19 protein-coding genes are annotated in these 21,805 nt (G+C 65.8%); 4 read left to right on the forward strand and 15 right to left on the reverse strand.

The features are described from left to right. Nucleotides 1-281 precede the first annotated feature (281 nt). The 3 genes from ACMZ6R_RS06630 to ACMZ6R_RS06640 are packed head-to-tail and all read right to left on the reverse strand — an operon-like array spanning nt 282 to nt 4,648. Nucleotides 282-686: a hypothetical protein gene (locus ACMZ6R_RS06630; protein WP_416110126.1), complete on the reverse strand. Its 405-nt coding sequence runs from the start codon at nt 684-686 to the stop codon at nt 282-284. Nucleotides 687-705: 19 nt separating this feature from the next. After that, nucleotides 706-1,926, reverse strand: a complete 1,221-nt coding sequence (locus ACMZ6R_RS06635) for a hypothetical protein (RefSeq protein ID WP_416110127.1) — start codon at nt 1,924-1,926, stop codon at nt 706-708. A 4-nt stretch (nt 1,927-1,930) separates the two neighbouring features. Continuing rightward, nucleotides 1,931-4,648, reverse strand: a complete 2,718-nt coding sequence (locus ACMZ6R_RS06640; protein WP_416110128.1) for a GNAT family N-acetyltransferase — start codon at nt 4,646-4,648, stop codon at nt 1,931-1,933. A gap of 225 nt (nt 4,649-4,873) precedes the next feature. On the opposite strand from ACMZ6R_RS06640, the gene ACMZ6R_RS06645 reads away from it, so the two are divergent. Next, complete coding sequence (locus ACMZ6R_RS06645; protein WP_416110129.1) at nt 4,874-5,707, forward strand: enoyl-CoA hydratase/isomerase family protein; 834 nt, start codon at nt 4,874-4,876, stop codon at nt 5,705-5,707. On the opposite strand, the gene ACMZ6R_RS06650 is transcribed toward ACMZ6R_RS06645, so the two are convergent. Further along, a complete protein-coding gene (locus tag ACMZ6R_RS06650) occupies nt 5,704-6,192 on the reverse strand; it encodes an Lrp/AsnC family transcriptional regulator (RefSeq protein WP_416110130.1) in 489 nt (162 codons plus the stop codon). The genes ACMZ6R_RS06645 and ACMZ6R_RS06650 overlap by 4 nt on opposite strands. 199 nt (nt 6,193-6,391) lie before the next feature. Between ACMZ6R_RS06650 and ACMZ6R_RS06655 the strand changes: the two genes are divergently transcribed. Continuing rightward, entirely contained in the window at nt 6,392-7,384 is a 993-nt protein-coding gene (locus tag ACMZ6R_RS06655; RefSeq protein WP_416110131.1) for an NAD(P)H-dependent glycerol-3-phosphate dehydrogenase, read from the forward strand. 516 nt (nt 7,385-7,900) lie between these two features. Here the strand turns inward: ACMZ6R_RS06655 and ACMZ6R_RS06660 are convergent. From ACMZ6R_RS06660 to ACMZ6R_RS06700, 9 genes are all read right to left on the reverse strand, one after another. Next, nucleotides 7,901-8,212 carry a HigA family addiction module antitoxin gene (locus tag ACMZ6R_RS06660; RefSeq protein WP_416110132.1) on the reverse strand — a complete coding sequence of 104 codons (312 nt, stop codon included), beginning with the start codon at nt 8,210-8,212 and terminating at the stop codon, nt 7,901-7,903. Nucleotides 8,213-8,256: 44 nt separating this feature from the next. Then, on the reverse strand, nt 8,257-8,538 hold the full coding sequence (locus ACMZ6R_RS06665; protein WP_416110133.1) for a type II toxin-antitoxin system RelE/ParE family toxin: 282 nt from the start codon (nt 8,536-8,538) through the stop codon (nt 8,257-8,259). 111 nt (nt 8,539-8,649) lie between these two features. Then, entirely contained in the window at nt 8,650-9,039 is a 390-nt protein-coding gene (locus tag ACMZ6R_RS06670) for a response regulator (protein WP_416110134.1), read from the reverse strand. Between the two features lie 31 nt (nt 9,040-9,070). Continuing rightward, nucleotides 9,071-9,937, reverse strand: coding sequence for a sensor histidine kinase (locus tag ACMZ6R_RS06675; protein WP_416110135.1), 867 nt, complete (start codon nt 9,935-9,937; stop codon nt 9,071-9,073). Nucleotides 9,938-9,971: 34 nt separating this feature from the next. After that, on the reverse strand, nt 9,972-10,367 hold the full coding sequence (locus tag ACMZ6R_RS06680) for a response regulator (protein WP_416110136.1): 396 nt from the start codon (nt 10,365-10,367) through the stop codon (nt 9,972-9,974). Nucleotides 10,368-10,492: 125 nt separating this feature from the next. Next, complete coding sequence (locus ACMZ6R_RS06685) at nt 10,493-12,145, reverse strand: sensor histidine kinase (RefSeq protein ID WP_416110137.1); 1,653 nt, start codon at nt 12,143-12,145, stop codon at nt 10,493-10,495. A 72-nt stretch (nt 12,146-12,217) separates the two neighbouring features. Then, on the reverse strand, nt 12,218-14,041 hold the full coding sequence (locus tag ACMZ6R_RS06690) for an ATP-binding protein (protein WP_416110138.1): 1,824 nt from the start codon (nt 14,039-14,041) through the stop codon (nt 12,218-12,220). A 223-nt stretch (nt 14,042-14,264) separates the two neighbouring features. After that, a complete protein-coding gene (gene msrB / locus ACMZ6R_RS06695; RefSeq protein ID WP_416110139.1) occupies nt 14,265-15,368 on the reverse strand; it encodes a peptide-methionine (R)-S-oxide reductase MsrB in 1,104 nt (367 codons plus the stop codon). Between the two features lie 164 nt (nt 15,369-15,532). Then, nucleotides 15,533-16,312 carry a response regulator gene (locus tag ACMZ6R_RS06700; RefSeq protein WP_416110140.1) on the reverse strand — a complete coding sequence of 260 codons (780 nt, stop codon included), beginning with the start codon at nt 16,310-16,312 and terminating at the stop codon, nt 15,533-15,535. Nucleotides 16,313-17,061: 749 nt separating this feature from the next. On the opposite strand from ACMZ6R_RS06700, the gene ACMZ6R_RS06705 reads away from it, so the two are divergent. Together ACMZ6R_RS06705 and ACMZ6R_RS06710 are read left to right on the forward strand one after the other, a co-directional pair. Then, nucleotides 17,062-17,829 carry a hypothetical protein gene (locus tag ACMZ6R_RS06705; RefSeq protein ID WP_416110141.1) on the forward strand — a complete coding sequence of 256 codons (768 nt, stop codon included), beginning with the start codon at nt 17,062-17,064 and terminating at the stop codon, nt 17,827-17,829. Continuing rightward, on the forward strand, nt 17,826-18,344 hold the full coding sequence (locus tag ACMZ6R_RS06710; RefSeq protein WP_416110142.1) for a hypothetical protein: 519 nt from the start codon (nt 17,826-17,828) through the stop codon (nt 18,342-18,344). Before ACMZ6R_RS06705 ends, ACMZ6R_RS06710 begins: the two co-directional genes overlap by 4 nt. A 447-nt stretch (nt 18,345-18,791) precedes the next feature. Here the strand turns inward: ACMZ6R_RS06710 and ACMZ6R_RS06715 are convergent, their stop codons facing one another. Then, entirely contained in the window at nt 18,792-20,483 is a 1,692-nt protein-coding gene (locus ACMZ6R_RS06715; RefSeq protein ID WP_416110143.1) for a bifunctional sulfate adenylyltransferase/adenylylsulfate kinase, read from the reverse strand. A gap of 58 nt (nt 20,484-20,541) precedes the next feature. Further along, nucleotides 20,542-21,762, reverse strand: a complete 1,221-nt coding sequence (locus tag ACMZ6R_RS06720) for an HDOD domain-containing protein (protein ID WP_416110144.1) — start codon at nt 21,760-21,762, stop codon at nt 20,542-20,544. Nucleotides 21,763-21,805 lie beyond the last annotated feature (43 nt).

Raw genomic sequence — 21,805 nt, forward strand, 5'->3', positions numbered from 1 at the left:
TTTGCCCGTTGATGAAGTGTATACGTGATAGAGGGGAGAAGATCCGGGGGAGGGAACCCCTTTTTAAAAAAAAGGGTTCCCTCCCCTCCCCCGGACCCCCACCCTCCCGAAAAACTTTCAAGGGGGCCGGGCCGCGAACCGGTCGGCAAAGGCCCGGGCGCGGTGGCAAACCCCGCAAGGCGTTGCCGTACTTGGGCCAGCGGGGCGCGGCGAAAAGGGGTAGAGCACCCGCAGTTCCCCGCGTCCCGGGTAGTCCCTGGGCTCCCCCATGAGCCGGGGGATTACGGACTCCGGCACGTCCGGCACACGCCGCTGTAGGGCAGGGCGATGTCGCAGCCTTGCCGCACCAGGGCGTAGGCGCGCCGGAGGTTGGCCGGGTGGCACAGGATGTCGGCGTCGTAGACCACGGCCACGTCGGTGTCGCAGGCGGCGAGCAGGCGATTGAGGAGCCGGGTCTTGTAGAAAAAGGGGCTGTCGTCCGGGACGAAATCGTAGCGGATATGGGGCAGGTGCTCGGCGATGTGGTCCCTGAACACGGGCGCGGGGCCGGCTTCGAGAACATGGACGCCGGCGTCGAAGGAAGTCCGCAGGAAGCGCAGCACGACCTTGAGATTGCGCACGCGCTCCAGGGTGTCGCAGCTGACGGCGAGCAGAAAGGTCGCCTGGCGCAGGTCGTAGCGGTCCATGGGCTCTTCGCCCCGCCTTTCAGGCGGCGGGCTCCCCGATGCCGAGCACGGGCAGGCCGGCCCGGCGGAAATTGGCGCTCCAGGGAAGCGGGCTGACCGATTTCGGAAAGACGATCGGCGTCTCCCGGCCGGCGCGCGCCCGGGCCGCCTCGATGGCCTGGGCCAGAACGTCCGCCGCCCGTTTCGGGTCGGTCGGGTCGATGTTGCGGATGCGCGGATGTTCCCGGGACAGGTCCTTGGCCGGGGGATAGGCGTTGGTAAGGACTTCCAGGCCGAAGCAGGCCATTTCGAGCGGCGGATAGGACGGATGGGGCGAGGCCATAAGGGCCATGCCGACATGGCTTTGGAGCAGGGCGGCGGCGTAGTCGGCCATGGACAGGGTGCCGAGGCTCCTAAGCACCGTGCCGTGGCCGAAATTCACATCCTCGTGGGGCGTGCCGGCGCTTAGGAAGGCGACATGCCGGCCCTGGGTCGGTCCGTAGGCTTCGGCATAGGCGGCGATGACGGCCATAAGCGCCGGAAAGCAGTTGCGGTGGTGTCCGGGACGGCCGTAGACGAGCACGTTTATGCGTTCGCCTTGCCTGGCGGGAACGTTGCCGCCAAGGCTGCCGAGCACGGCGCCGAGCAGCGCGTCCAGGGAGGGTTTCACCACGATGGGGTTTGGGAAGGCATAGTTTCTGGCGGCGAAAAACCGGTACAGCTCCCGGGAATGAAAGATGGCCTGGCAGGCCTCGCCATGGCGGTAGGTTCCTTCGGCGGCCAGGTGCTTGAGCCCCATGGGGTAAAACCCCGGCTCCCAGTCCAGGATGAAATAATAAAAGGGAAGGGGGGGCAGACCGGCGGCGGCGAAAAGCGCGGCCGCCCGCTCCCAGACGAGCACCGTGCGCCAGTTGGGGCAAAGGAGCACGTCGGCCGGGTGAAAGACGATTTCCGCGCCGTCATGCAGGGAAACGGTCTCGACTACTTCCCCCGGTCGACCGAGGGCCGCGCCGCAGTCGATGCGCCCGGACGCCTCCGGCAGAGGCGTGAGCACGAGGCAGCGCACGGCCGCGTAACGGGGGGCCAGATGGGCGGCCAGGGCCAGGGCCGAGGCCATGCCGCCGAACAGGTGTTCCCGGTGCAGATGGGGCAGGCAGACGGTCAGGCGCGGCGGCCCGGGCTCGCGGCGCATGGCGAAGCAGGCGCGCGGGGCAAGCAGGTCGTCGAAGGCGTCGGGATCGTAGGGGACGGATGCCGGCATGGAGCTATCCGGCGTTGGCGGGCGGTTTGGGGGCCGCCTCCCCGGGGCCGGGATCGTTTAGGGGCAGCCGCATTTCCGCCACTTCCTCGTCGTAGTTACGCACCACCGAAAAGCCGAGCTTGTCGGCCAGGCCCTGCATGCCGCCGTTTTCCATGAGCGCCTGCCCGGTCAGCTCCCGCGTGCCGCGTTCCTTGCAGTACCGGATGATTTTTTCCATGAGCAGCCGCCCCAGTCCCTGGCCCTTCAAATCCGAGCGGACGATGACCGCGAATTCGGCCGAGGAGTTGTCCGGCCGGGTCGAGGCCCGCACCACGCCCAGGGTCTCGGGCGCGTCGTCGTCGCCCGGAGCGGTGGCGATAAAGGCCATCTCCCGCTCGTAGTCGATCTGGGTCAGCCGGGCCATCTCGGTATGGGTGAGCTCGCGCACCACGCCGAAAAACCGGAAGCGCAGGTCCTCGGGCGAGAGGTGCTTGAAAAAGGCGAAATGGGCCGGCTCGTCCTCGGGCCGGATGGGGCGCAGCATGACGTGGCGGCCGGATTTGAGGGTGACGCACTCCTCGAGTTCCCGGGGGTAGGGCCGGATGGCCAGGCGGTGCGGATTGGGCTGCGCCTCCGGGGTGAGCCGGATGGCCGCGCCGATGACCTGCACGCCTTCGGGCGTGGCCAGGATGGGGTTTAAGTCGATGGCCGCGATGCGCTCCAGGTCGGCCACGCATTGGGAAATCTGGTTGAGCGTCAGACAGAGCCCCTCGATGTTCGCGCCGGGCTGGCCGGCCGCGCCCTTGAGCGTCGCCGCGACGCGGGTGCGGAAGATGAGGTCGCGGGCCAGGGACATGTTGAGCGGGGTGAGGGCCACGGCCTTGTCCCGCGTCACCCTGGCGGCGATGCCCCCTTGGCCGAAGATGACGTACGGTCCGAAGACCGGGTCCACCCGGGCCTGGATGGTCACCTCGTGGGCGCCGGTCCGTTTGCCCATCTCCTGGATCACGTAGCCCTCGATGTGGGCCTCGGGCACATGGGCCAGGGCGCGCGACCGGACCGCCTCGGCCGCTTCGCGCACGGCCTCCCCGCCGGAAATGTCCAGGGCGATGCCGCCCACGTCGAAGGGCTGGGGAATGTCCGGGGAGACGATCTTGACCGCCACGGGATAGCCCAGGGCCTCGGCGGCGGCCACGGCGTCGTCGGCGTCCTCGGTGAACTGGGAGGCCACGGCCGTCACACCGTAGTAGCCGAGCACTTCCTTGGCCTCCGGATCGGTCAGCGTGAGGCGCCCCTCGGCAAAGGCGCGTTCCACCACGGCCCTGGCCGAGTCCGGGTCCGGGGCGAATTCGCTCGGCAGGCTCGCCGGCATCTCCATGAGCAGTTCCTGGTTGCGGCGGTAGCGCAGCAGATGCACGAAGGCGGAGACGGCCTGGTCCGGGGTCTCGTAGGTGGGCACGCCGGCGTCGTTTAGGGTCTTCAGCGCCCCGCCCGAAGCCGGGTCGTAGCCCATCCAGCAGGCCAGCACCGTGCGGTTGGTCTTGGCCAGCACCTCGGCCATGGCCGAGGCGGCGGCGTCGGCCGAGATGCCGGGAAAGGGCACGTGGATGACGAGCACGGCGCTTATGTGCGGCGAGCGCAAAAGCGCCCGCAAGGCGTCGGCGTAATCGGCCGGGGCGGCGTCGAAGCTCATGTCCACCACGCCGTGGCGCAGCCAGTTGGGGCCGAGCAGGGCGGAAAGCGACTCGCTGGCCTCGGCGTCGAAATTGGCGAGTCCCCCGCCGCCTTCGAGCAGGGCGTCGGCGGCCATGATGCCGATGGAGCCGCCGTTGGTCAGGATGGCAAGCGTGTCCCCGCGCAGGGGGCGTGAGCGGGCCAGTGTCTGGGCGGCGTCGAACAGCGCGTCGATCTCGCCCACGCGCAGCATGCCGGCACGGCGAAAAGCCTCGTCGTAGACCTCGTCGCGGCCCTCGGAGGGCTCCGGCGGGTAGATGCTCCAGAGCTTGCGGCCGGGTTTTATCACCAGCACCGGCTTGTTGCGCGCCGCCGCCCGGGAGGCGCTCATGAACGAACGCGCGTCGGTGACGGACTCGATATAGAGCAGGATCGAGCGCGTATGCGGGTCCTGGGCCATGTAGTCGAGGATGTCGGCGTACTTGAGGTCCACCCGGTCGCCAAGTGACAAAATATGGGAAAAACCGATGCCCTTGGTGCCGGCCCAGTCGAGGACGGCGGAAAAAAGCGAGGCGGACTGGGAAATAAAGGCGATGCGGCCGGGGATGGCTTCGGAAGTGGCCAGGGAACAGTTGAGCCCGAGCCCCGGCACGACCAGCCCGAGCCCCGACGGCCCCAGGATGCGCAGGCCCGACGGCGCGGCGGCCTCGAGCATGCGGGCGCTTAAGGCGCGCTTGGCCTCGCGCGGCAGCTTGGCCCAGCCCGGAGGCAGCACCACGGCCGCGCCCACGCCCCGGCGGCCGAGTTCGCGCAGGTATTCCGGCACGGAGTCCGGATCGGTGGTGATGACGGCGAGGTCCGGAGTCAGGGGCAACGTGTCCACCGACTTGTAGCAAAGCACCCCGGCGATGGCGTCATGGGCGGGGTTGACCGGCATGACCGGCCCCAGGAACTTGCCGCCAAGCAGGTTTTTCATGATCACCGCGCCCACATGGCCGGGATCGGCGGAAGCGCCGATGACGGCCACGGAATTGGGCCGGAACAGGGCGTCAAGGCTTCGGGCGCTCAAACAGGGCTCCGCGGCAGAGGTTAGGGAGGGTTCGAGCAAGGATAGAAGGCTCGCCCGGCCAAAGCAAGGGGTTTTGGCGTTTTCGGGCTGCCGGCGGGAGAGAGGCTCGGTCGTGTTGACAGGTCGTGGCGGCGATGGCAGGTTTCAATAAAGCCGGCGGGTTGACGCCGGGAACCGGCGGCCGGGCACCACGGCTTCCCGCCGCGCGCCAGCAAGGAGGTTTCCATGGAAGTCGCCACCAGCTTGGTTACCGACAACGAGTTTTTCTCTTCCGAACGCCGGGACAACCTGCTGATCGTGCGGGCCAAGCCCCACTTCGTCACCCACGCCCGGGACCTCAAAAAGATTGACACCTTTTTCGATCACCTGGAGATCATCGCCCATACCGACCAGGTGAGCGTGGTCATTTTCGTCGGCCCCCACCAGCCAAGCGGCGCCGGCGACACCTTGAAGTTTTTCGACGACTTCCTGACCTCGCGGCGGGAGGATTTCCTCATCCAGCGCCTTTTTAACCTCGTCAACAACTATACCGTGACCATGGCCGGCCTCAACAAGGTCACCATCCACGCCGACAGGGGCCATGTTTCGTTTTTCCACTTAAACGGCGCGCTGTCGTGCGACTACCGCATCGTGGGCGAGGGGACGTTGTTCGAGAACGCCTTTGCCGAGCTCGGCACGGTTCCCAAGGGCGGCGGCGGCTATTTCCTGTCGCGCCTGCTCGGCGGCGGCAAGGCGGGCGAAGTGCTCCAATGGCCGCGTTTTTCCGCCGAAGAGGCGCTCGACCTCGGCATCGTGGACAAGATCGTGCCCGCCGACCGCATCGAGGAAGAAGCGATCAAGGTCGCCCACAACTACCGGGAGCCGCAGGTTTCCACCATGCTGGCCATCCGCAAGCTGCTCAAAAGCGACCTGGGCGATTTGCGCCGGTCCCTGGAACTCGAGGATCTGCTGATTCTCAACCGCGTGAATTCGCCGGAATTCAAGAAGGCCATGGCCGAACGACGGGCTGCCCGGGAGTCCGGGAAAACGGTGTCCTCGGCCGGGGTGGAAACGGACTAAAAATAGCGCATGCTGACTTTCTTGAGTTCCTTGAGGCTGAAAAGCATGGCGTAGTCGTCGAGGCCCGTCTCGCGGCAAAGCGCCTCGACCACGGCCTGGCAATCGTCCTGGTTGCGGCCGTGGATCATGGTGTAGAGATTGTACGGCCAGTCCAGGCAGTTGATCCGGTGGTAGCAGTGGCTGATCTCCGGGCGCTTGGACATGATGGCGCCCATGCGGTCCACGTCTTCCTCGGGCACGTACCAGGCCACCATGACGTTGGCCCCGAACCCGGCCTTCTGGTGCTTGAGCGTGGCCCCGAACCGCCGGATCTCCCCGGTCTCGGTCATGCGGGAGAGCAGGGCGATGACATGGGCTTCGTCCGTGCCCGCGGCCGCGGCGATGTCGGCATAGGGCGTGGCCGAGTCGGGCAGGCTGCCCTGCACCCGTTTGAGAATTTCCCTGTCGGTGTCCGTCAGTTCGATTTTCGTCGCTTTCGTGGTCATGGCCGCTCCCGCTTGCGTCGTTGGAAAGCCTTTGTCTCTACCGGCTTTGTATGCTAGAGGCAACTCCACGCGGCGTCGCGCCTGGGGGGCATATTTCGGACTTCGGGCGGGCGATCGGCGATTATGAAACGGGGGGGCCGGCCAGGGGCGCGCGCAACAGGCGTGACGCCCGGGGGCGTACCCGTCGGAGGCGCATTTCATGAAGATAGCGGTGTTGGGCGGCGGCAGCTGGGGCACCACCCTGGCCGACCTGCTGGCGAAAAAGGGCCACGATGCCCGGCTTTGGGTGCGTGAACAGGCGGTCATGAGCGAGATCCGCACCACCCGGGAGAATTCCTGGTATCTGCCCGGCCGCAAACTGGCCGACAACCTCGAGGTCAGCACCGACGCGGCGGCCGTATCCGACGGGGTCAAGCACTTCGTTTTCGCCGTCCCCTGCCAGTTCATCCGCAATGCCTACCAGCGCTATCTCAAGTACCTGCCCAAGGGCGCGGTGATCATCTGCGCGAGCAAGGGCATCGAACTCGACAGCCTCATGACCATGTCCCAGGTGTGCGAGGACGCCCTGGCGGCGGTCAAGCCCCGTTTCGCCATGCTTTCCGGACCGTCTTTCGCCTACGAGGTCATCCGCGAGATGCCGACGGCGGTGACCCTGGCCTGCAAGGACAAAAAGGCGGCCAAGGACGTGCAGGAGGCGCTTTCCACGTCCTACTTCCGGGTCTATACCTCCACGGACGTACGCGGGGTGGAGCTTGGCGGGGCGATCAAGAACATCATCGCCATCGCCGCCGGCGTGGCCGACGGGCTGGGGTTCGGCGGCAATGCCCGGGCGGCGCTCATCACGCGGGGGCTTAGCGAAATGAGCCGGCTCGGCAAGGCCATGGGCGGCGAACGGCAGACCTTCATGGGGCTTTCGGGCATGGGCGATCTGGTGCTCACCTGCACCGGCGACCTGTCCCGCAACCGGCAGGTCGGCCTGCGCCTGGCCAAGGGCCAAAAGCTCCTCGACATTCTGGCCGAGATGAAAATGGTGGCCGAGGGCGTCAAGACCACCGAGGCGGTCCATGCCCTGTGCGCCAAGCTCGGCATCGACATGCCGTTGAGCGAGCAGGTCTACGCCATCTTATATAAAGACAAGGACCCGTCCGAGGCCGTTTATGAGTTGATGACCCGTTCGCTCAAGGACGAATAGTTTTTAGTTTTTTCTGAGTGGGTTGCTGGGTTGATTCGTTGATTGGTTAATTGATTGAGTGGGTGAATGGTTGCGTGGCCGGCGGGGGTGGGCAGGGCAGCCGCGCGCGGCGCATATTTGAAGAATACGCCTTCGCGTCCGACCTGCCCGCCCCCGCCGGCCCTGGTCACGCGCCCCATCTCCGGAAGTCGTCCTGCCGCCTCGGCCGCACGTCCTCATCTCTAGGCAGCCGTTCTGTTGCCCCGTCCGTGCGTCAGGACCGAATGGCGCATGTCCCTGCACGCGAGACGACACGCTGGGGCTTGCCGGCAAACGTTCCCCCCGAACGAACTATCCTTTCGCCAGAAACGATGCATCCCTGTCCTTGTTCAGGGCCTTCCACCATCTCCCCCAACGATGGAGAATATCCCCCCTTTCTTGCGTGTTACGTCACCCCTTTGAAAGTTTTTGAAGGGGGTCCAGGGGGAAACTTTTTTCAAAAAGTTTCCCCCTGGCCGCCGGAGGCATTTCTTCCTCTTAAAGGGAGGACGGGTGGGCGTCTTGCACGTCAAACGGCTGGATGGCGTTTATTTCCAGCGTCTTGTCCTGTTCAAGCGCATCGCGGTCGAGTTCGTAGATCAGTTGCAGGTTCAGCCAGTATTGTGGCGTGGTTTTGAAAAATCGCGCCAGACGTCGGGCGGTGTCCGCCGTGACGGACCGTTGCCCCTTGAGGATCTGTGTGATGCGGTTGGCGGGCACCTTGAGTTGCGCGGCCAATTGGTTGGCGCTGAGCGCCAGCTCCCGCATATCCTCTGCCAATATCTCACCGGGATGAATCGGTGTGCGCATACTGAACCTCTCTTGGCGCTTACGCTATGGGGGAAAAGGGATGTTTAGTGATAATCGACGATTTCGACGCCTTCCGGACCGGATGGGGTCCAGGTGAAACAAATGCGCCAGGTATCGTTGATGCGGATGCTGTACTGTCCCTTTCTCTTTCCTTCGAGCGCCTTGAAGTGGTTGCTTGGCGGATTGCGTAAATCGTAGAGTTCCTGGGCCGCTTCCAGGCGTCTGAGCGCCCGCTCGGCCGGCCGCGCGATCGCTCGGAACTGTTTGTCGCACTCGCCGGTTTCGAATAATTGCTTTGTCTTCTTGCAGCGAAAGGACTGGATCATCGTTCCCTCATCAGGCCTTCGCCATCCGCGTGTTCCGAATATCGCTACGTTTGACGTAATACGTCAAGGCGGTGTCGTAAAGGACCTGGAGCGACATTTCAAGCAGTGCGCCTATCGTGGCTTTGTCGCCTGCCGGCGGTCGAACACGGCCCGGATGGCGCCTTCGAGTTCCTCGGTGGGGCAGGGCTTGAGCAGGTAATCGGCCGCGCCGCCGGCGATCATGACCGACGCGATGTCGACCGAGGCGTGGCCGGTGAGCACCAGCACTTCGGCTTCGGGGCAGGCCTGGCGCAAAAGCGGCAGGGCTTCTTCGCCCGAGAGTCCGGGCATCTTCACGTCCAGCACGATCACGTCGCAGGGGGCCTCGCCCAGAAGGGCGAGCGCCGCTTCGCCGCCGCCGGCCGTGCGCACGGAAAAGCCGTGGCGCGAGAGCAACTTGGCCAGGGTGTCGCGGAAGCGTTCCTCGTCGTCCACAATGAGCACGCGGATGGGGTCGGCCATGGGGGGGCTCCGTTTGGTTAGGGACGTAGCGTTACAGTGGCAGGGTTACGGTGAAGGTCGCGCCTTCCCCGGGCGGGCTCGTGGCGACAAGCGTTCCGCCGAGGCGGGCCACGATGCCGTGGGAAAGCGACAGGCCCAGTCCCGTGCCCTGGCCGGGTTGTTTGGTGGTGAAAAAGGGATCGAAGATCTTGTCCATGTTCGCCGGGGCAATGCCGCTGCCCGTATCGCGCACGGCGACGACGGCCCATTTCCCCTCGCGTCGCGTGGACAGGGTGATGGAGCCGCCTTTCGGCGTGGCGTGCAGGGCATTGGTCAGGAGGTTCAAAATCACCTGTCGCAGGAGCGGCACGTCGGTGCGCACCGGAGGCAGATCGGCCGCGTAGTCGCGCACGATGACCACGTCCCGGCCCCGGGCCTCGCGTTCGACGAGCAGCGCCATGTCCTCGATGACCCGGTCCAGGGCCTCCTCCTGGAGCACAGGGTCCATCTTGCGGGCGAAATTCAAAAGCTTGTGGGTGATCTGGCGGCAGCGGTCCACCTGGCTTGCGATCTCGCGCAGGCTGTCGCGGGCATCGGCCAGATCCGCCTCGGCGAGGCAGGGCCCGCCGGCCAGAAGCTCCCGGGCCAGGTCGAGCTCCTGGGTGATGATGGCCAGCGGGTTGTTGATCTCGTGGGCAATGCCCGAGGACAGTTCGCCGATGGAGGCGAGCTTCTGGGACTGGAGCAGGCGCAGGTCCATTTCGCGCAGTTCGTGTTCGTGGCGGCGGGTGCGCTGGGCCAGCATCAGGGCCGAGCCGATGCACACGGCGCCGGCGAAAAGGGCCAGGGCGACGTCCACGGCCGGGGGCGTCGCCAGGGTGGCCACCACCGCCGCGCCGGCCAGGGCGGGGGACAGCACGGTGTAGGGCCAAAGGGGCGCGAAAGCGCCCGGATCAACCCTCCCGGGTACGGGCTTCGTTGAGCTTTTTGCGTTCATGGGCTTTGCGGGCCTTTCCCAGCAGTTCCCCGAAGTCCACGGGCTTGAGCACGTAATCGTAAGCCCCGAGCGACATCCCTTCCATGCCGGCTTCCACCGAGGCATGGCCGGTCAGGATGATGACCTCGACCAGGGGGTGGCGTTTCTTGATTTCCCGAAGCACCGTCATCCCGTCCATGCCCGGCATGCGCATGTCGAGGATGACCACATCGAAGTCCTGGCTTTCCATCAGCTCCAGGGCCTGCGCGCCGCTTGCGGCGGCGGTGACCGGAATCTGGCGATAGGTGAAGCGCTTGACCAGGGTTTCGATGAAATCGGCCTCGTCGTCCACGGCCAGTACGCGAAGTCCCATCCGTTCCTCCCCTGCCGCGCTTGAAGTTTTTTCCCACGGCGCGGTGCGCACGGCGTTTTCAGGGCACAGCCGCCGTTGGAATCCATTGTTTTCAAAAAAAGCCGATGCCTTTTACAAACACGGTTTCAGGCGTGCAGCGGCAGCGTGATGTGGAAGGTGGTGCCCTGGCCTTCCTCGCTGGTCACACGGATATGGCCGCCCAGTTTCTCGATGATACTGTAGCTGATGGTGAGCCCGAGCCCGGTCCCCTCGCCGACCTTCTTGGTGGTGAAGAAGGGGTCGAAGATTTTTTCCAGGGCTTCCTTGGCGATGCCCTTGCCGGTGTCGGCGACGGCGATGTCCACCTCGCCGGATTCGGGCAGGGACCGCGTGGTCACGGTGATGGTCCCGTTTTTATCGATGGCGTCTATGGCGTTGTCCATGATGTTGAGGAAGACCTGCTGGAGCTGGGAGGTGTCGGATTCGATGCGGGGCAGGTCGCTTTGGTAGTTGCTGACAAAGGCGATGCCCCGGAAACTGGCCTCGTTTTCCAGAAACGAGCGGGTCTGGTTCAAGAGCAGGTTGACGTCGATGTCCTCCTGGGTGGGCTCCATGCGGCGGGCGAAGCCGAGCAGGCGGTGGGTGACGTCCTTGGCCCGGCGCACGTGGAACTCGATCTTGTTCACGGCGTCGGCGAATTCCTGGAAGTTGGGGCTGGCCTTGATGTCCTCCTCGCTTAAGAGGTCGCGCATCCAGCCGGCCTTTTCCATGATGATGGCCAGGGGGTTGTTGACCTCGTGGGCCACGCCGGCGGCCAGCTTGCCAAGGGCGGCCATCTTGCTCGACTGGGTCAGCGACGCGTCGAGCGTCGCCTTTTCCCGCTCGGCCGAAATCAGCGCCTTGACCGTGCCGCCGGCCACCAGCACCGCCCCGCCGATGATGAGCAGCGTGCCGCCGGCCAGAAGCAGGATGAGCAGCCAGCGCGCCCGGGTCACGGGCAAAAGCTCCTCGCGGGGATCGTCCTTGATCACCAGCAGCCAGTCCTTGTGGTTGAGCCAGGTCATGGCGAAAAGCGAGGTCTGGCCGTCGATGGTCAGGCTGCTTACGCGGGTGCCGGCGAAGCGGGGAATGTCCGGAAAATCGAGGGTGTCGAACGTGGCGTGGCCGAAGCGCGGCTTGGTCTGGAACACGTGGTCGGCGGAGAGCAGAAAGGCGTCGCCGGATTTGCCCAGATGGATGCTGCGCACCAGCGAATCGAAGATGTCCGAGTCGATGGCCGCCCGCAGCACCCAGGTCCGGTTGCCTTCGCGGCGGCTGACGGCGATGTTGAAGTGGGGGTATTTGCGAAAGCCCAGAAAGACGTCGCTGACGTGGATGCCCTTGGCCATGACCTTTTTGAACCACTCTTCGTGGCCGTAATCGACGCCGCGCAGCTTGTAGGGGCCGATGTAGGAGACGCAGATGCCGTTCTGGTCGATGACCTGCAAATCGAGGAAGGATTTACTGTGCAGCTGGAGCACGCTGAAGATGTGCTCCAGGTAGTCTTCCTGGGACAGGTCGCGGTAGGATTCGGTCTGGGCCAGATTGGAGAGCTGGGCCACGCGTTCGGCCAGAAAGAGGTCGATGGTGACCTTTTTGTTCTCCACCAGGTTGCTTAAATTGTCGTAGACCTTGTCGGTGTAGGTCACATAAAAGCGATCGTAGAGGACGAGGCCGAGACTGAACAGGGGAATAAACGAGAACGCCAAGGTTATGGCGATGAGTTTCAGGCGTAATTTGCTGAGTTGATCCTGTATCATACGGACGCCTCGCTGGTTATGCCGCCTGGAACGAAAATAGCCCAGGCCCGCCGCGATGAAAAGCGCTGTCGCTTACGCGGCTTCGGCCAGCGGCACGGTGACGGACACCGTACTGCCTTTTCCGGGTTCGCCGGAGATTCGGATGGAGCCTCCATGGTACTCGACCACGGCCCGCGCCGCCGCCAGGCCGATGCCGAGCCCCGGCATCTTGCCGGTGAGGTTGTCGCCGAGCTGGAGAAATTTTTCGAAAACCGCCTCGCGCTTTTCCGGGGGAATGCCCGGGCCGCTGTCTTCCACGCTGATGACGGCCATGGGCCCTTCGCGCGTCACCCGGCAGGCGATGTGCCCGGATTCGGTGAACTTGACGGCGTTGGAAAAAAGATGGCGCAGCACGTAGACGAGGCGCTCACGGTCACAACGAAGCGGCGGCAGGTCGGCAGGGATCTCGCTTACGTACTGCAGCCCCTTTTCCGCGATGGCTCCGGCGAAGGGCGAAACGGCCCGCTCCACGACTTCGGCCGCGCGGACCGCCTCCATGGCGAGTGGTGTTTCCCCGGCCTCCAGGGAGGACAGCTCCAGCACGTTGTCGATCATCTGGGCCAGCCGCCGTCCCTCGCCGAGCATGATGTCCAGGTTTTCGCGAAACCGGGCCAGCTCGGCCTCAAGCTCCGGCCGGCCGGCCACGGCCTGGGGCAGGGGGCGGCCGCGTTCCAGACGTTTGCGCATGACCTGGGCGAAGCCGACCATGGAGGTCAGCGGCGTCTTGAGCTCGTGGGAGACGAGGCTTAAAAAATTGGCCTTGACCCGGCCGAGATCCTCGGCGCGCCGGCAGGCCTCCCGGGCGTGCCTGGCCTCTTCGGCGGCCTCGCGCTCCTTGCGGGCCAGGTCGAGGATGGTGGCGAGCAGATGGGTTTCCATGCGGCCGATGTCCTCGGCCAGGGCGTGAAATTCCCCTGAGAACGCGGTCGGATTCAGGTCGGACGCCTCGCCCCGGGCCACCCGGCGGGCATGTTCGCCGATGGCGGCGAGGGGTATGGCCACGGACCGGAACACGGCCCAGGCGGCCAGGCCCACCAGGATAAGGACCGCGCCCTGGATGCTCCAGCCGATCAGGGCGGATTCCCGCACGATGTCCCGGCGGCGGGTTTCATAGTGCCGCTCGAGTGCCTCGGTCATGGGTTCGAGGGCCCGGGCGGCGGCCACGAAGGCGGTGGTGGTGGAGGCGACCTGTTCCAGGCGGCCGGCATAGACGGCCAGGGCTTCGCGGTAGCGCGCGAGCGCGGTGGTCGCAGCCTCGCCGGCCGGGCCGTTGTCCCGGGCCTTGGCGGTCAGGTCGTCCACCGCCGTCTCCAGGCCCTGCAAGGGCAGCCCTGTACCCGAGACGAGCCAGCGCTTTTCCAGCAGACGCAGCCGGGCAAGGCCGCCGGCGAGCGCCGGATCGGCCCTTTCCAGGTGCTCCAGGTCCAGGGAGCGATCCAAAAAAAGCGCGGCCGGCGCATCGACGCCCGTGGCGTCGGGATTGCCGGTCATGGCCTCGAAGCTGGTCAGATAGTCGCGCAGCAGGCGCAGGGCCGCGTCGCAGGAGGCGGCATGGGCCGGGTCGAGCCCGCGGATGGTTTCCACGTCCCGGACGGCCGCCTGCTTTTCTTGGCGTACGGCGGCCAGAGAGGCGGAATCGTGGCGCAGGAAGTAGTTTTTCTCCTGGCGCCGCATGCCGAGCACCGCGATCTTGGCGGACACGGCCAGACGTTCCAGCTCCAGGGTGCGCTCGGTAAGACGGGTTTCCAGATGGTCAACAGTAAAGACCAGCAGGAAGCCCGCCAGAATGCAGCCGAAAAGCGCCAGCAGCTTATGCTTGACGCTTATGGCCGCGAATGTCGCCCCGGGTCTTGTCACGACCGTCTCCCTCCCCGCCTGGGGGCCGATGGCGGTTGCCGCCGGTCCCGGCCGCGCGGCGTCGCAGTCGGAACTGCTCGGCAAACCGTAGCGCAACCGGCCTGGGTTATCCAGTGGATTGTTCCCTGTTTCACATGCGACGGCAGGGCTGACGAAAAACGTCCCGAAGCGGTCGGGACCATTCCGGGACGTTTTGGGGAGAGGCGGTGGAAGCGGCGGCGGGTTACTGCACGTCCTTTTCGAATTCGCCGTAGCCGGCGGCCGCCATCTCCTTGGCGGGAATGAAGCGCAGGGCGGCGGAATTCATGCAGTAGCGAAGGCCGGTCGGCGCGGGGCCGTCCTTGAAGACGTGGCCCAGGTGCGAATCGCCGTGGCGGCTGCGCACTTCGGTGCGCGTGGTGAAAAGGCCTTTGTCCTCGTGGGTGGTGATGTTGTCCGGGACCAGCGGCCGGGTGAAGCTCGGCCAGCCCGTGCCCGAATCGTACTTGTCGCGGGAGCTGAAGAGCGGCTCGCCGGACACGACGTCCACGTAGATGCCGGGGGCCTTGTTGTCCCAGTAGGCATTGTCGAAGGGCCGTTCCGTGCCTTCGTTCTGGGTGACCTCGAACTGCAAGGGCGTCAGGCGTTTTTGCAGGGCGGCGGCGTCGGGCTTCTTGAAGTGCCGCCAGTCGCCGTCCGCCTTCGGTTCCGGCGTGTCGGGCTTTTTATCCCAGACCTGGGCCAGAAACTGGTCGCGGCCGGAAAAGCGCCGGTAGGTCTGGTACTGGAGCTTGTGGGTCTTGTAATAGTTCTGGTGGTAGGCCTCGGCGTCGGTGAAGAAGGTAAAAGGCAAAACGGCCGTGGTGAGCGGCTTATCGAAACGGTTCGTGGCGGCAAGGGCGGCCAGTGCGGCCTCGGCTTCCTTTTTTTGCGCTTCGGTGTGGTAGAAAATGGCTGTGCGGTATTGCCGGCCCCGGTCGGCGAACTGGCCGCCTGGGTCGGTTGGGTCGATGTGGCGCAAAAACGCGTCGAGGATCTGGCGGTAGCTTACGCGCGCGGGATCGAAAAAGACCTGGACGGCCTCGTAGTGGCCGGTGCGGCCGGCGGAGACCTGTTCGTAGTCGGGGTGGGGTTCCTCCCCGCCGGTATAGCCCGAAACGACGTCCAGGACGCCGGGGAGCTTTTCCAGGTCCGATTCCACGCACCAGAAGCAGCCGCCGGCAAGGGTTGCCACGTGTTGCGTGGCATCGTTGTGGCTGGTCATGGCGGTCTCCGTCCTGGTTGCGGTTTGGCCGGCTCCGAAGGCGGAGACAGCGGAAAAAAGCAGTACAAGAAGGCCCAGGGCCATGGCGGCTCTCCGGGACCGTGCGGGCACAATGCATTTTCGCGGGGGCATGGCGACCTCCCTTGCGGCATTCCGTCGGGCAGTAAATTCCTACGCCGCAGGTTCCATCTTCTGGAATAAGACAGAAAACGGCGCAGGGAAGGGGAGGCCGGTCGCAATGGGGGGGCTTAGCAATCCTTGGCGGCGACGTAGGGGTGGGCGCGCACGACCCCGAGCACGGTGGCCAACTCGCTGTCGGCCCGGATGTAGCGGGCGCGGCAGGCATCCAGATCGCCCATCAGGCAGGCTTCCTGGACCGCTTTCATGCTCTCGAGCAACTGGTAGGCCCGTATGGGACCGGCCATGCCGGCCAGGTCGTGGGACGCGGCCACGGCGGCTTGCAGGTTGCCGCTCTCCAGGGCCTGGCGCAGGGCGCATCGCCGGGACTCGGCCAGTTCCAGAAAAAGCGTCAGCATTTCCGTGGCGAATTCCTGCCGGCTTTCGCGGATAAAGGCGGTCAGGTCGAAGGCGGCTTGCGGGCCGGTCCCTTTGCCCTGGGGCATGGATGCCCAGTAATCGAGGGCCTGGCGCAGGTCCTCGCCGCGCAGGGGTTTGGACAGGTGGTCGTTCATGCCCGCGTCCAGGCATCGGGCGCGATCTTCCGGCAGGGCAAAGGCGGTGGTGGCTAAAATGGGAATGTCCGGCGCATTGACGGTTCCGGCCTTGCCGTCGCGGATGATCCGGGTCAGGTCCAGGCCGTTGGTGTCCGGCAACTGGATATCCATGAGAATGATGTCGAAACGCTGGGAAGCCAGGAGGGAGAGGGCCTGCCGCCCGTCACAGGCCGCGGCCGGGACGTGGCCGAGCCTGCGCAACAGGTGTTGCATGTAGAGTTGGTTGACGTCGTTGTCGTCCACCACCAGCACGGACAGGGAAGACTTGGCCTGATCCGGCCCGCCTGCGCTCATACGCGTTTCCTGAAATCCTTCGCCTCGCCGTACGACCGGCCGGCTGCTCAGTTGCTAGAGCCGGACGATAGCATAAAGCCGAATGAATTCAACCGGGGGGCAAACCGGTGTTCCCGCCCGGGTTTACGGCGGCCTCGGCGGCGGCAACGGTGAAACCGGCGGCGAGCAGAGCGGCCTTGCCCCGGACGCGGCCGGCGGGAGCGGAAACAGCGGTTGGCGAGTCGGCATGGGGAAGGTCCCGCCTGCGGGTGCCCGGAGGGGGCGCCTGCCAGGAACGTGAAGAGAATTTCATAATGGAACGCGGGAAAAACGACAACGTGTCCGCGACGTCCCCTGCGTCGCTGCAAAAAGCCGTTCCAATCCCTGCCGCCCGGCTCTGAAAAAGGAGGCACAGGCTTGGGTTTGCCCCCGGGGGACTTGCCATCTCGACGGTTAACCCTTACCTGATGGCGTGGCTGGGATGCTGCATACTACGAACACAGCGTTGTGCGGAGACCTCGCCCCGAGGTGCCCCGATTGGCGTCCCGGCTGGCGTACTGTTCCGGGGCGCTTGTACGTTGCTGCGTCGGGCGTGAAGCGGCGCAAGCCGTGCGGCTTCGATGACGCGGCCGGCCCGGAACCGTTCCCACCCCGGTTTTTCCCGTAACCTCGTCCCCGTCGCGCCGCCGTCCCCGCAACCGCTGGGAATGGGACGGTTTCGGTTATGGCCCGACGGACCGCTCACTGGGCAAGGCAGAAGAGACCCTCCTATGGATAACCCGCAAGACAACGACGCGACCGAAGCCAAGGGCGGCGCAGCCAGCCTGGGCGGTTTCGGCATGACCCTGTCCGACAGGGAAAAAAAGAACCTGCTGACCTTCCTCTCCATCGGGGTCATCCTGGTGGAATTCGCCGTCACCATCGCGGCCGTGTGCTACGGCATCATCAACTCCCACAAACTCCCGGACGGCACGACCCAGTTCCGCTTCCCCTGGATTCCCTACGGCGTGGCCCTGATCCTCGCTCCGGCGGCCATCATGCTCGTGGTCAACATCATCGGCCTGGGCTTCAACCGCTTTTTCAAGGGCGATCCGGCCATGGACGAGGAACACCTGCGCTATATGCCCGAACGGCTGCGAAAAATCATCAGCCTGTCGCGCGGCCTGCCCACCGTCATCCTGCTCGGCGGCCTGATGCTTCTCGGCGTGGCGCTCTACTACCTCGACGCGGTCATCCAGATGCTCCTGCGCATCGGCGACCACGTGGAGGTCATCGCGCCGTGGGTCATGCTCGGACTCGTGGCGGCCTGGTGCTTAAGTTACCTCGTGCGCATGTGGTTTCTTTACAAAACCCGGCGCATGCAGGAGGAATACGCCTTCCGGCGCGAGGTCCTCGAACGCACGGGCATCGTCATCGTCGACGGCCAAAAGCATATCACCGCCGATGGCCGGACCGTGTGCGACCAAAAGGCCCTGCCCGGTCGCGTCATCGACGTGCTGCCGCCCGGGGAGTCCGATGCGGACAAGGAGGCCCCATGACGACAACACCCGACAATGCCGCCGCCAGTCTGCGGGAAAAAGCCCGCGTGGCGCTCCTTCGCCGCGTGGCCAGGACCGACGACGTCGGCCGCGCCGAAGCCCTGTCCGCCTTCGTTAACCTGGCCCGGCCCGACCTCGGGCCCGAGGCGGCCCTGGTCCTGGCCGAAAAAACGCCCCGCCTGCTGCCGCAATTGACGGAAAAGTGGATCGGTATGTTCGTGGACCGGCTTTTCGAAACCGTGCCCCTGCCCCAGCTCGAAATCCTCTGCGACGAGAGCGAGGAAAACGAGGCCGCCTTGGCCCTGGCCTACGTGATGTTCCTCGAATCCGAACGCATGGAAAAGCAGATGGCCGAAGACCTGGCCGCCTGCGACCTGCCGTCCGGCAAGGACGGCAGCGATCTGGCCGCCGAAGTCTGCCGCCGCCTGACCCAGGCCGAAGAAAAACGACGCCAGGAAGGACGCCGCAAGGCTGCGGAATACCAGCGCGCGCATGGGCACGGGAAGTTGAACTAGCTGCTCGGGCTCGGGCTTGGTCGGGGGAGGCGCTGCCTCCCCCGAGCCCCCCTCCGCCGGGGGGCTTGATGCCCCCCGGACCCCCCTTTACGCTTTGATCGAGCGGGACTTCGCGGGTTGGCGGACGATCGGGTATTTGTTGCCGCGATCGGCCCGGCGGCGAAGCGCCGCATTTCGAAAAAAACACGTTCTCCGAATGTCGCCCCGCAGGGGCGACCGGCGCGGTGGGGGCGGAATTTGCCCGGGACGAGCCTGCCGCGAAGCGGCGGCACCGTCCCGACAAATTCCGCCGCCATCTTCTCCACACTCCGCCCTCCCGCCAGCCAACGCCTCCCCCGCCCAACCAAAGCACACCGGAAGGGGGGCCCGGGGGGCCCGTGGCCTCCCGGCGGGGTCTGGGGCAGAGCCCCAGCCTTCTCCTCCCTCTGCCTCTGCTTCTGCCTGCGCCTACGCGAGGTAGCCTTCACGTTCGAGGTAGAGCAGCACTTCCTGGGCGGCTTCGCCGGGGGCGAGGCTTGTGGTGTCGAGGGTGATTTCCGGGTGTTCGGGGATTTCGTAGGGGTCATCGATGCCGGTGACGCCTTTGACGATGCCGGCCCGGGCCTTGGCGTAGAGGCCTTTGCGGTCGCGCTGTTCGCAGACGGCAAGCGGGGTGGCCATGTGGATTTCGACAAACCCGCCGTGGGGCGCGACGAGGCTGCGGGCTTCGTTGCGCGAGCTTGCGTAGGGGGCGATGGGGGCGCAGATGGCGATACCGCCGTTTTTGGTGATTTCGCTGGCCACGAAGCCGATGCGGGCGATGTTGAGGTTGCGGTGTTCCTTGGTGAAGGTCAGTTCGCTGGAGAGGTGGCGGCGCACGATATCGCCGTCGAGCAGGGTGACGGGCCGGGTGCGCAGTTCCATGAACTTGACGTAGAGGATTTTGGCCAGGGTGGATTTGCCGGCTCCGGAGAGGCCGGTCATGAAGAGCGTGAAGCCTTGTCTGGACCGTGGGGGAAAGACGGCGCGCAGTTCGGCGGTCACCTCGGGCATGGTGAACCAGTCCGGGATATCCAGGTCGAATTCCAGCCGGCGGCGGAATTCCGCGGCGTCAATGGTTTTGACGGTCATTTCCGGCCCGACCTGGGCGCGGGGGATATACTGGGCTTTTTCCTCCACGTAATCCATGGGGGTCTCCGGAACCATGGCGATGCCGGTTTCGTCGGCGAAGTCGGCCACCAGGCGTTGGGCCTGCCCGGCGGGATAGAGCGGCGCGGCCTCCGGGGGCATGGGGTCGGCGTGGCGCTGGCCGACGAGGGCGTGGGTGCAGCCGTGGTTTTTCTGGATCAGCGCCTCGAACAGGGCCTGCCTGGGGCCGGCCGTGCGCAGGGGCAGGGGCAACAGGTTTAAAAGCAGCATGTTTTTGGGGAAGGCGTCGGCGAAGATGCGGGCGCAGCGGATGCCGGCAAAGTGGGCCGCGCCTTCGGCCATGGCGTCGCCGGCCGCCCGCAGCAGCAGAACGCTGGCCCCGGCGTCCATGGCGGCCTGACGGAGCATGGACCTGTGCCGGCAGTGGAGCAGTGAGCCCGTCTGGTAGCCGAGCACCTTGCGCCAGCCGCGTTGCTGGAGGACCGCTTGGACTTCGGCCGGGCTGCGGCGCATCTCGGGGAAATCGACATGGGGCGGCAGGGACAGGCCGACCACGGGGCCGGCCACCCGGTATGCGCCTGTGTGCCGGACATGGGCGCGGGCCCCCGGATGGGAAGCGATATCCTGGACACCGAAAATGGCCCGGGCCTCGCCTTCGGGATCGGCCGGCCAGACCTCGGCGACGGTCATGGCGGCCAGCATGAAGCCTTCCTGGTCGCGCAGGGCCAGCTTGTCCCCGGATTCGAGGCGTTCGCCGAGGGGGGAGGGCACGTCGAGGCTCACCGGCATGGGCCAGGGCGTGCCGTCGGCCAAGCGCATGGAGGCCAGTACCGCTTCGAAGTCGTCCTTTCCGAGATATCCCGTCAGCGGGTAGTAGGCCCGCGACAGCAGGAGCTCCAGATCGAGCAGTTGGAGCGGGGAGAGGTTAAAGGATTTGTAGGCGAGGGATTCCGCCTTGATTTCCTCGGCGTGCCGAAAATGCACGAGGAGATTTTGCGCGTGGTTGTCCATACGACCCTCACTTGCGTTGCGGTGGAAGGACAGGGGCGGTCGGCGGCCGGGCGCGACACTAGGCGAACATGGCGCAGACAACCTCGAGGTGGCTTTCGGCCATGGCCACGATTTCGGGCAGGTCGGGGGGGGAAATCGCGGCCAGTCGCCAGGCTTCCGGAATGAACTCGGGGATGAGGCGTTCGCCGCTGCCGCCGGCCAGGGTGGCCACGGCCACCATGTCGGCCACGTTGATGATGGCCGGCTCCAGGGGCACATCCGCGGCCATGGGGTCGTGGTGCCGCCAGACGGTCTGTTCCAGGCTTTCGGGGAAGCGCCATTTGCGCAACAGCATGCCGCCAAGTGTCGCGTGGTCGAAGCCGAAGGTCTCGCGTTCCACCACGACCAGATGCCGGCCCGATTCGGCGGCCCGGGCCAGCGCCTCGCCGGAGACGTCGGGAATGCGCTTGTAGAGCACCAGTCGGCCGATGTCGTGGAGCAGCCCGGCCACGAAATAACGTTCCGGGCTGGGGTCGCCCAGGCGGGCGGACAGGATTTTGGCCACGAGCCCGACGCCGATGCTGTGCTGCCAGAATTGGCGCAGATCCACGCAGTCCGCCGGAATGTCCCGGAAAAGCGGCAGCACGGAAACGCCCATGGCCAGGGTGGAAAGCTGGTTGAGCCCAAGCAGCATGACCGCCCTTGTCAGGGTGTCCACGGAGGCCGGCGGCAGGGAGCCGGAGACGCGCAGGGTGCGGGCGTAAAAGGCGCTGTTGACGAGCTTTAAGAGCTTGGCCGTCAGGCTCGGGTCCTTGCCGATGACCGCCGCCGCCTCTTCGATGGTGGAGGAGGGGTCGCTTAGGACTTCCCGGATGCGCATGAAGACTTCGGGCAGCGAGACGAGGACCGGATCGCCGGTGAGGATTTTTTCCGGCGCGGGCACGCCGGCCGGCGCATCGGGTTTGCGGTGCGCCGGCCGACAGGCCTTGGGCGGGACGCGGGTGTCCGCCCGGGCCAGGGCTTGGCGGCGCAACTCGATCACGAAGGGGTTGTCCCCGGGCAGATGGACGAACCGGGACAGGACGGCTTGCGCGGCGTCCTCGGGCGCGTCCGTTGACGCGTCCTGAGGCTGGTGCGGGGCTTCCACCTCGATTTCCCGGAGGTGCCAGCCGCGCAGCATACGGATGTGCGTTTCCGTCAGGGAAGTGCCGCTGGTCAGGCGATGATTGCCGTCGGGGCTTTCGGCGTCTGCCGCCAGGACCATGCCCGGCTGCAGGTCGGCAAGGGAACGTAATGGCATGGGCCGTCACCTGGCCGGGCGTGCCGCCGGCCTGGGTCGTGAA

It is taken from the genome of Solidesulfovibrio sp. C21 (assembly GCF_047785625.1).
Classification (GTDB): Bacteria; Desulfobacterota; Desulfovibrionia; order Desulfovibrionales; family Desulfovibrionaceae; genus Solidesulfovibrio.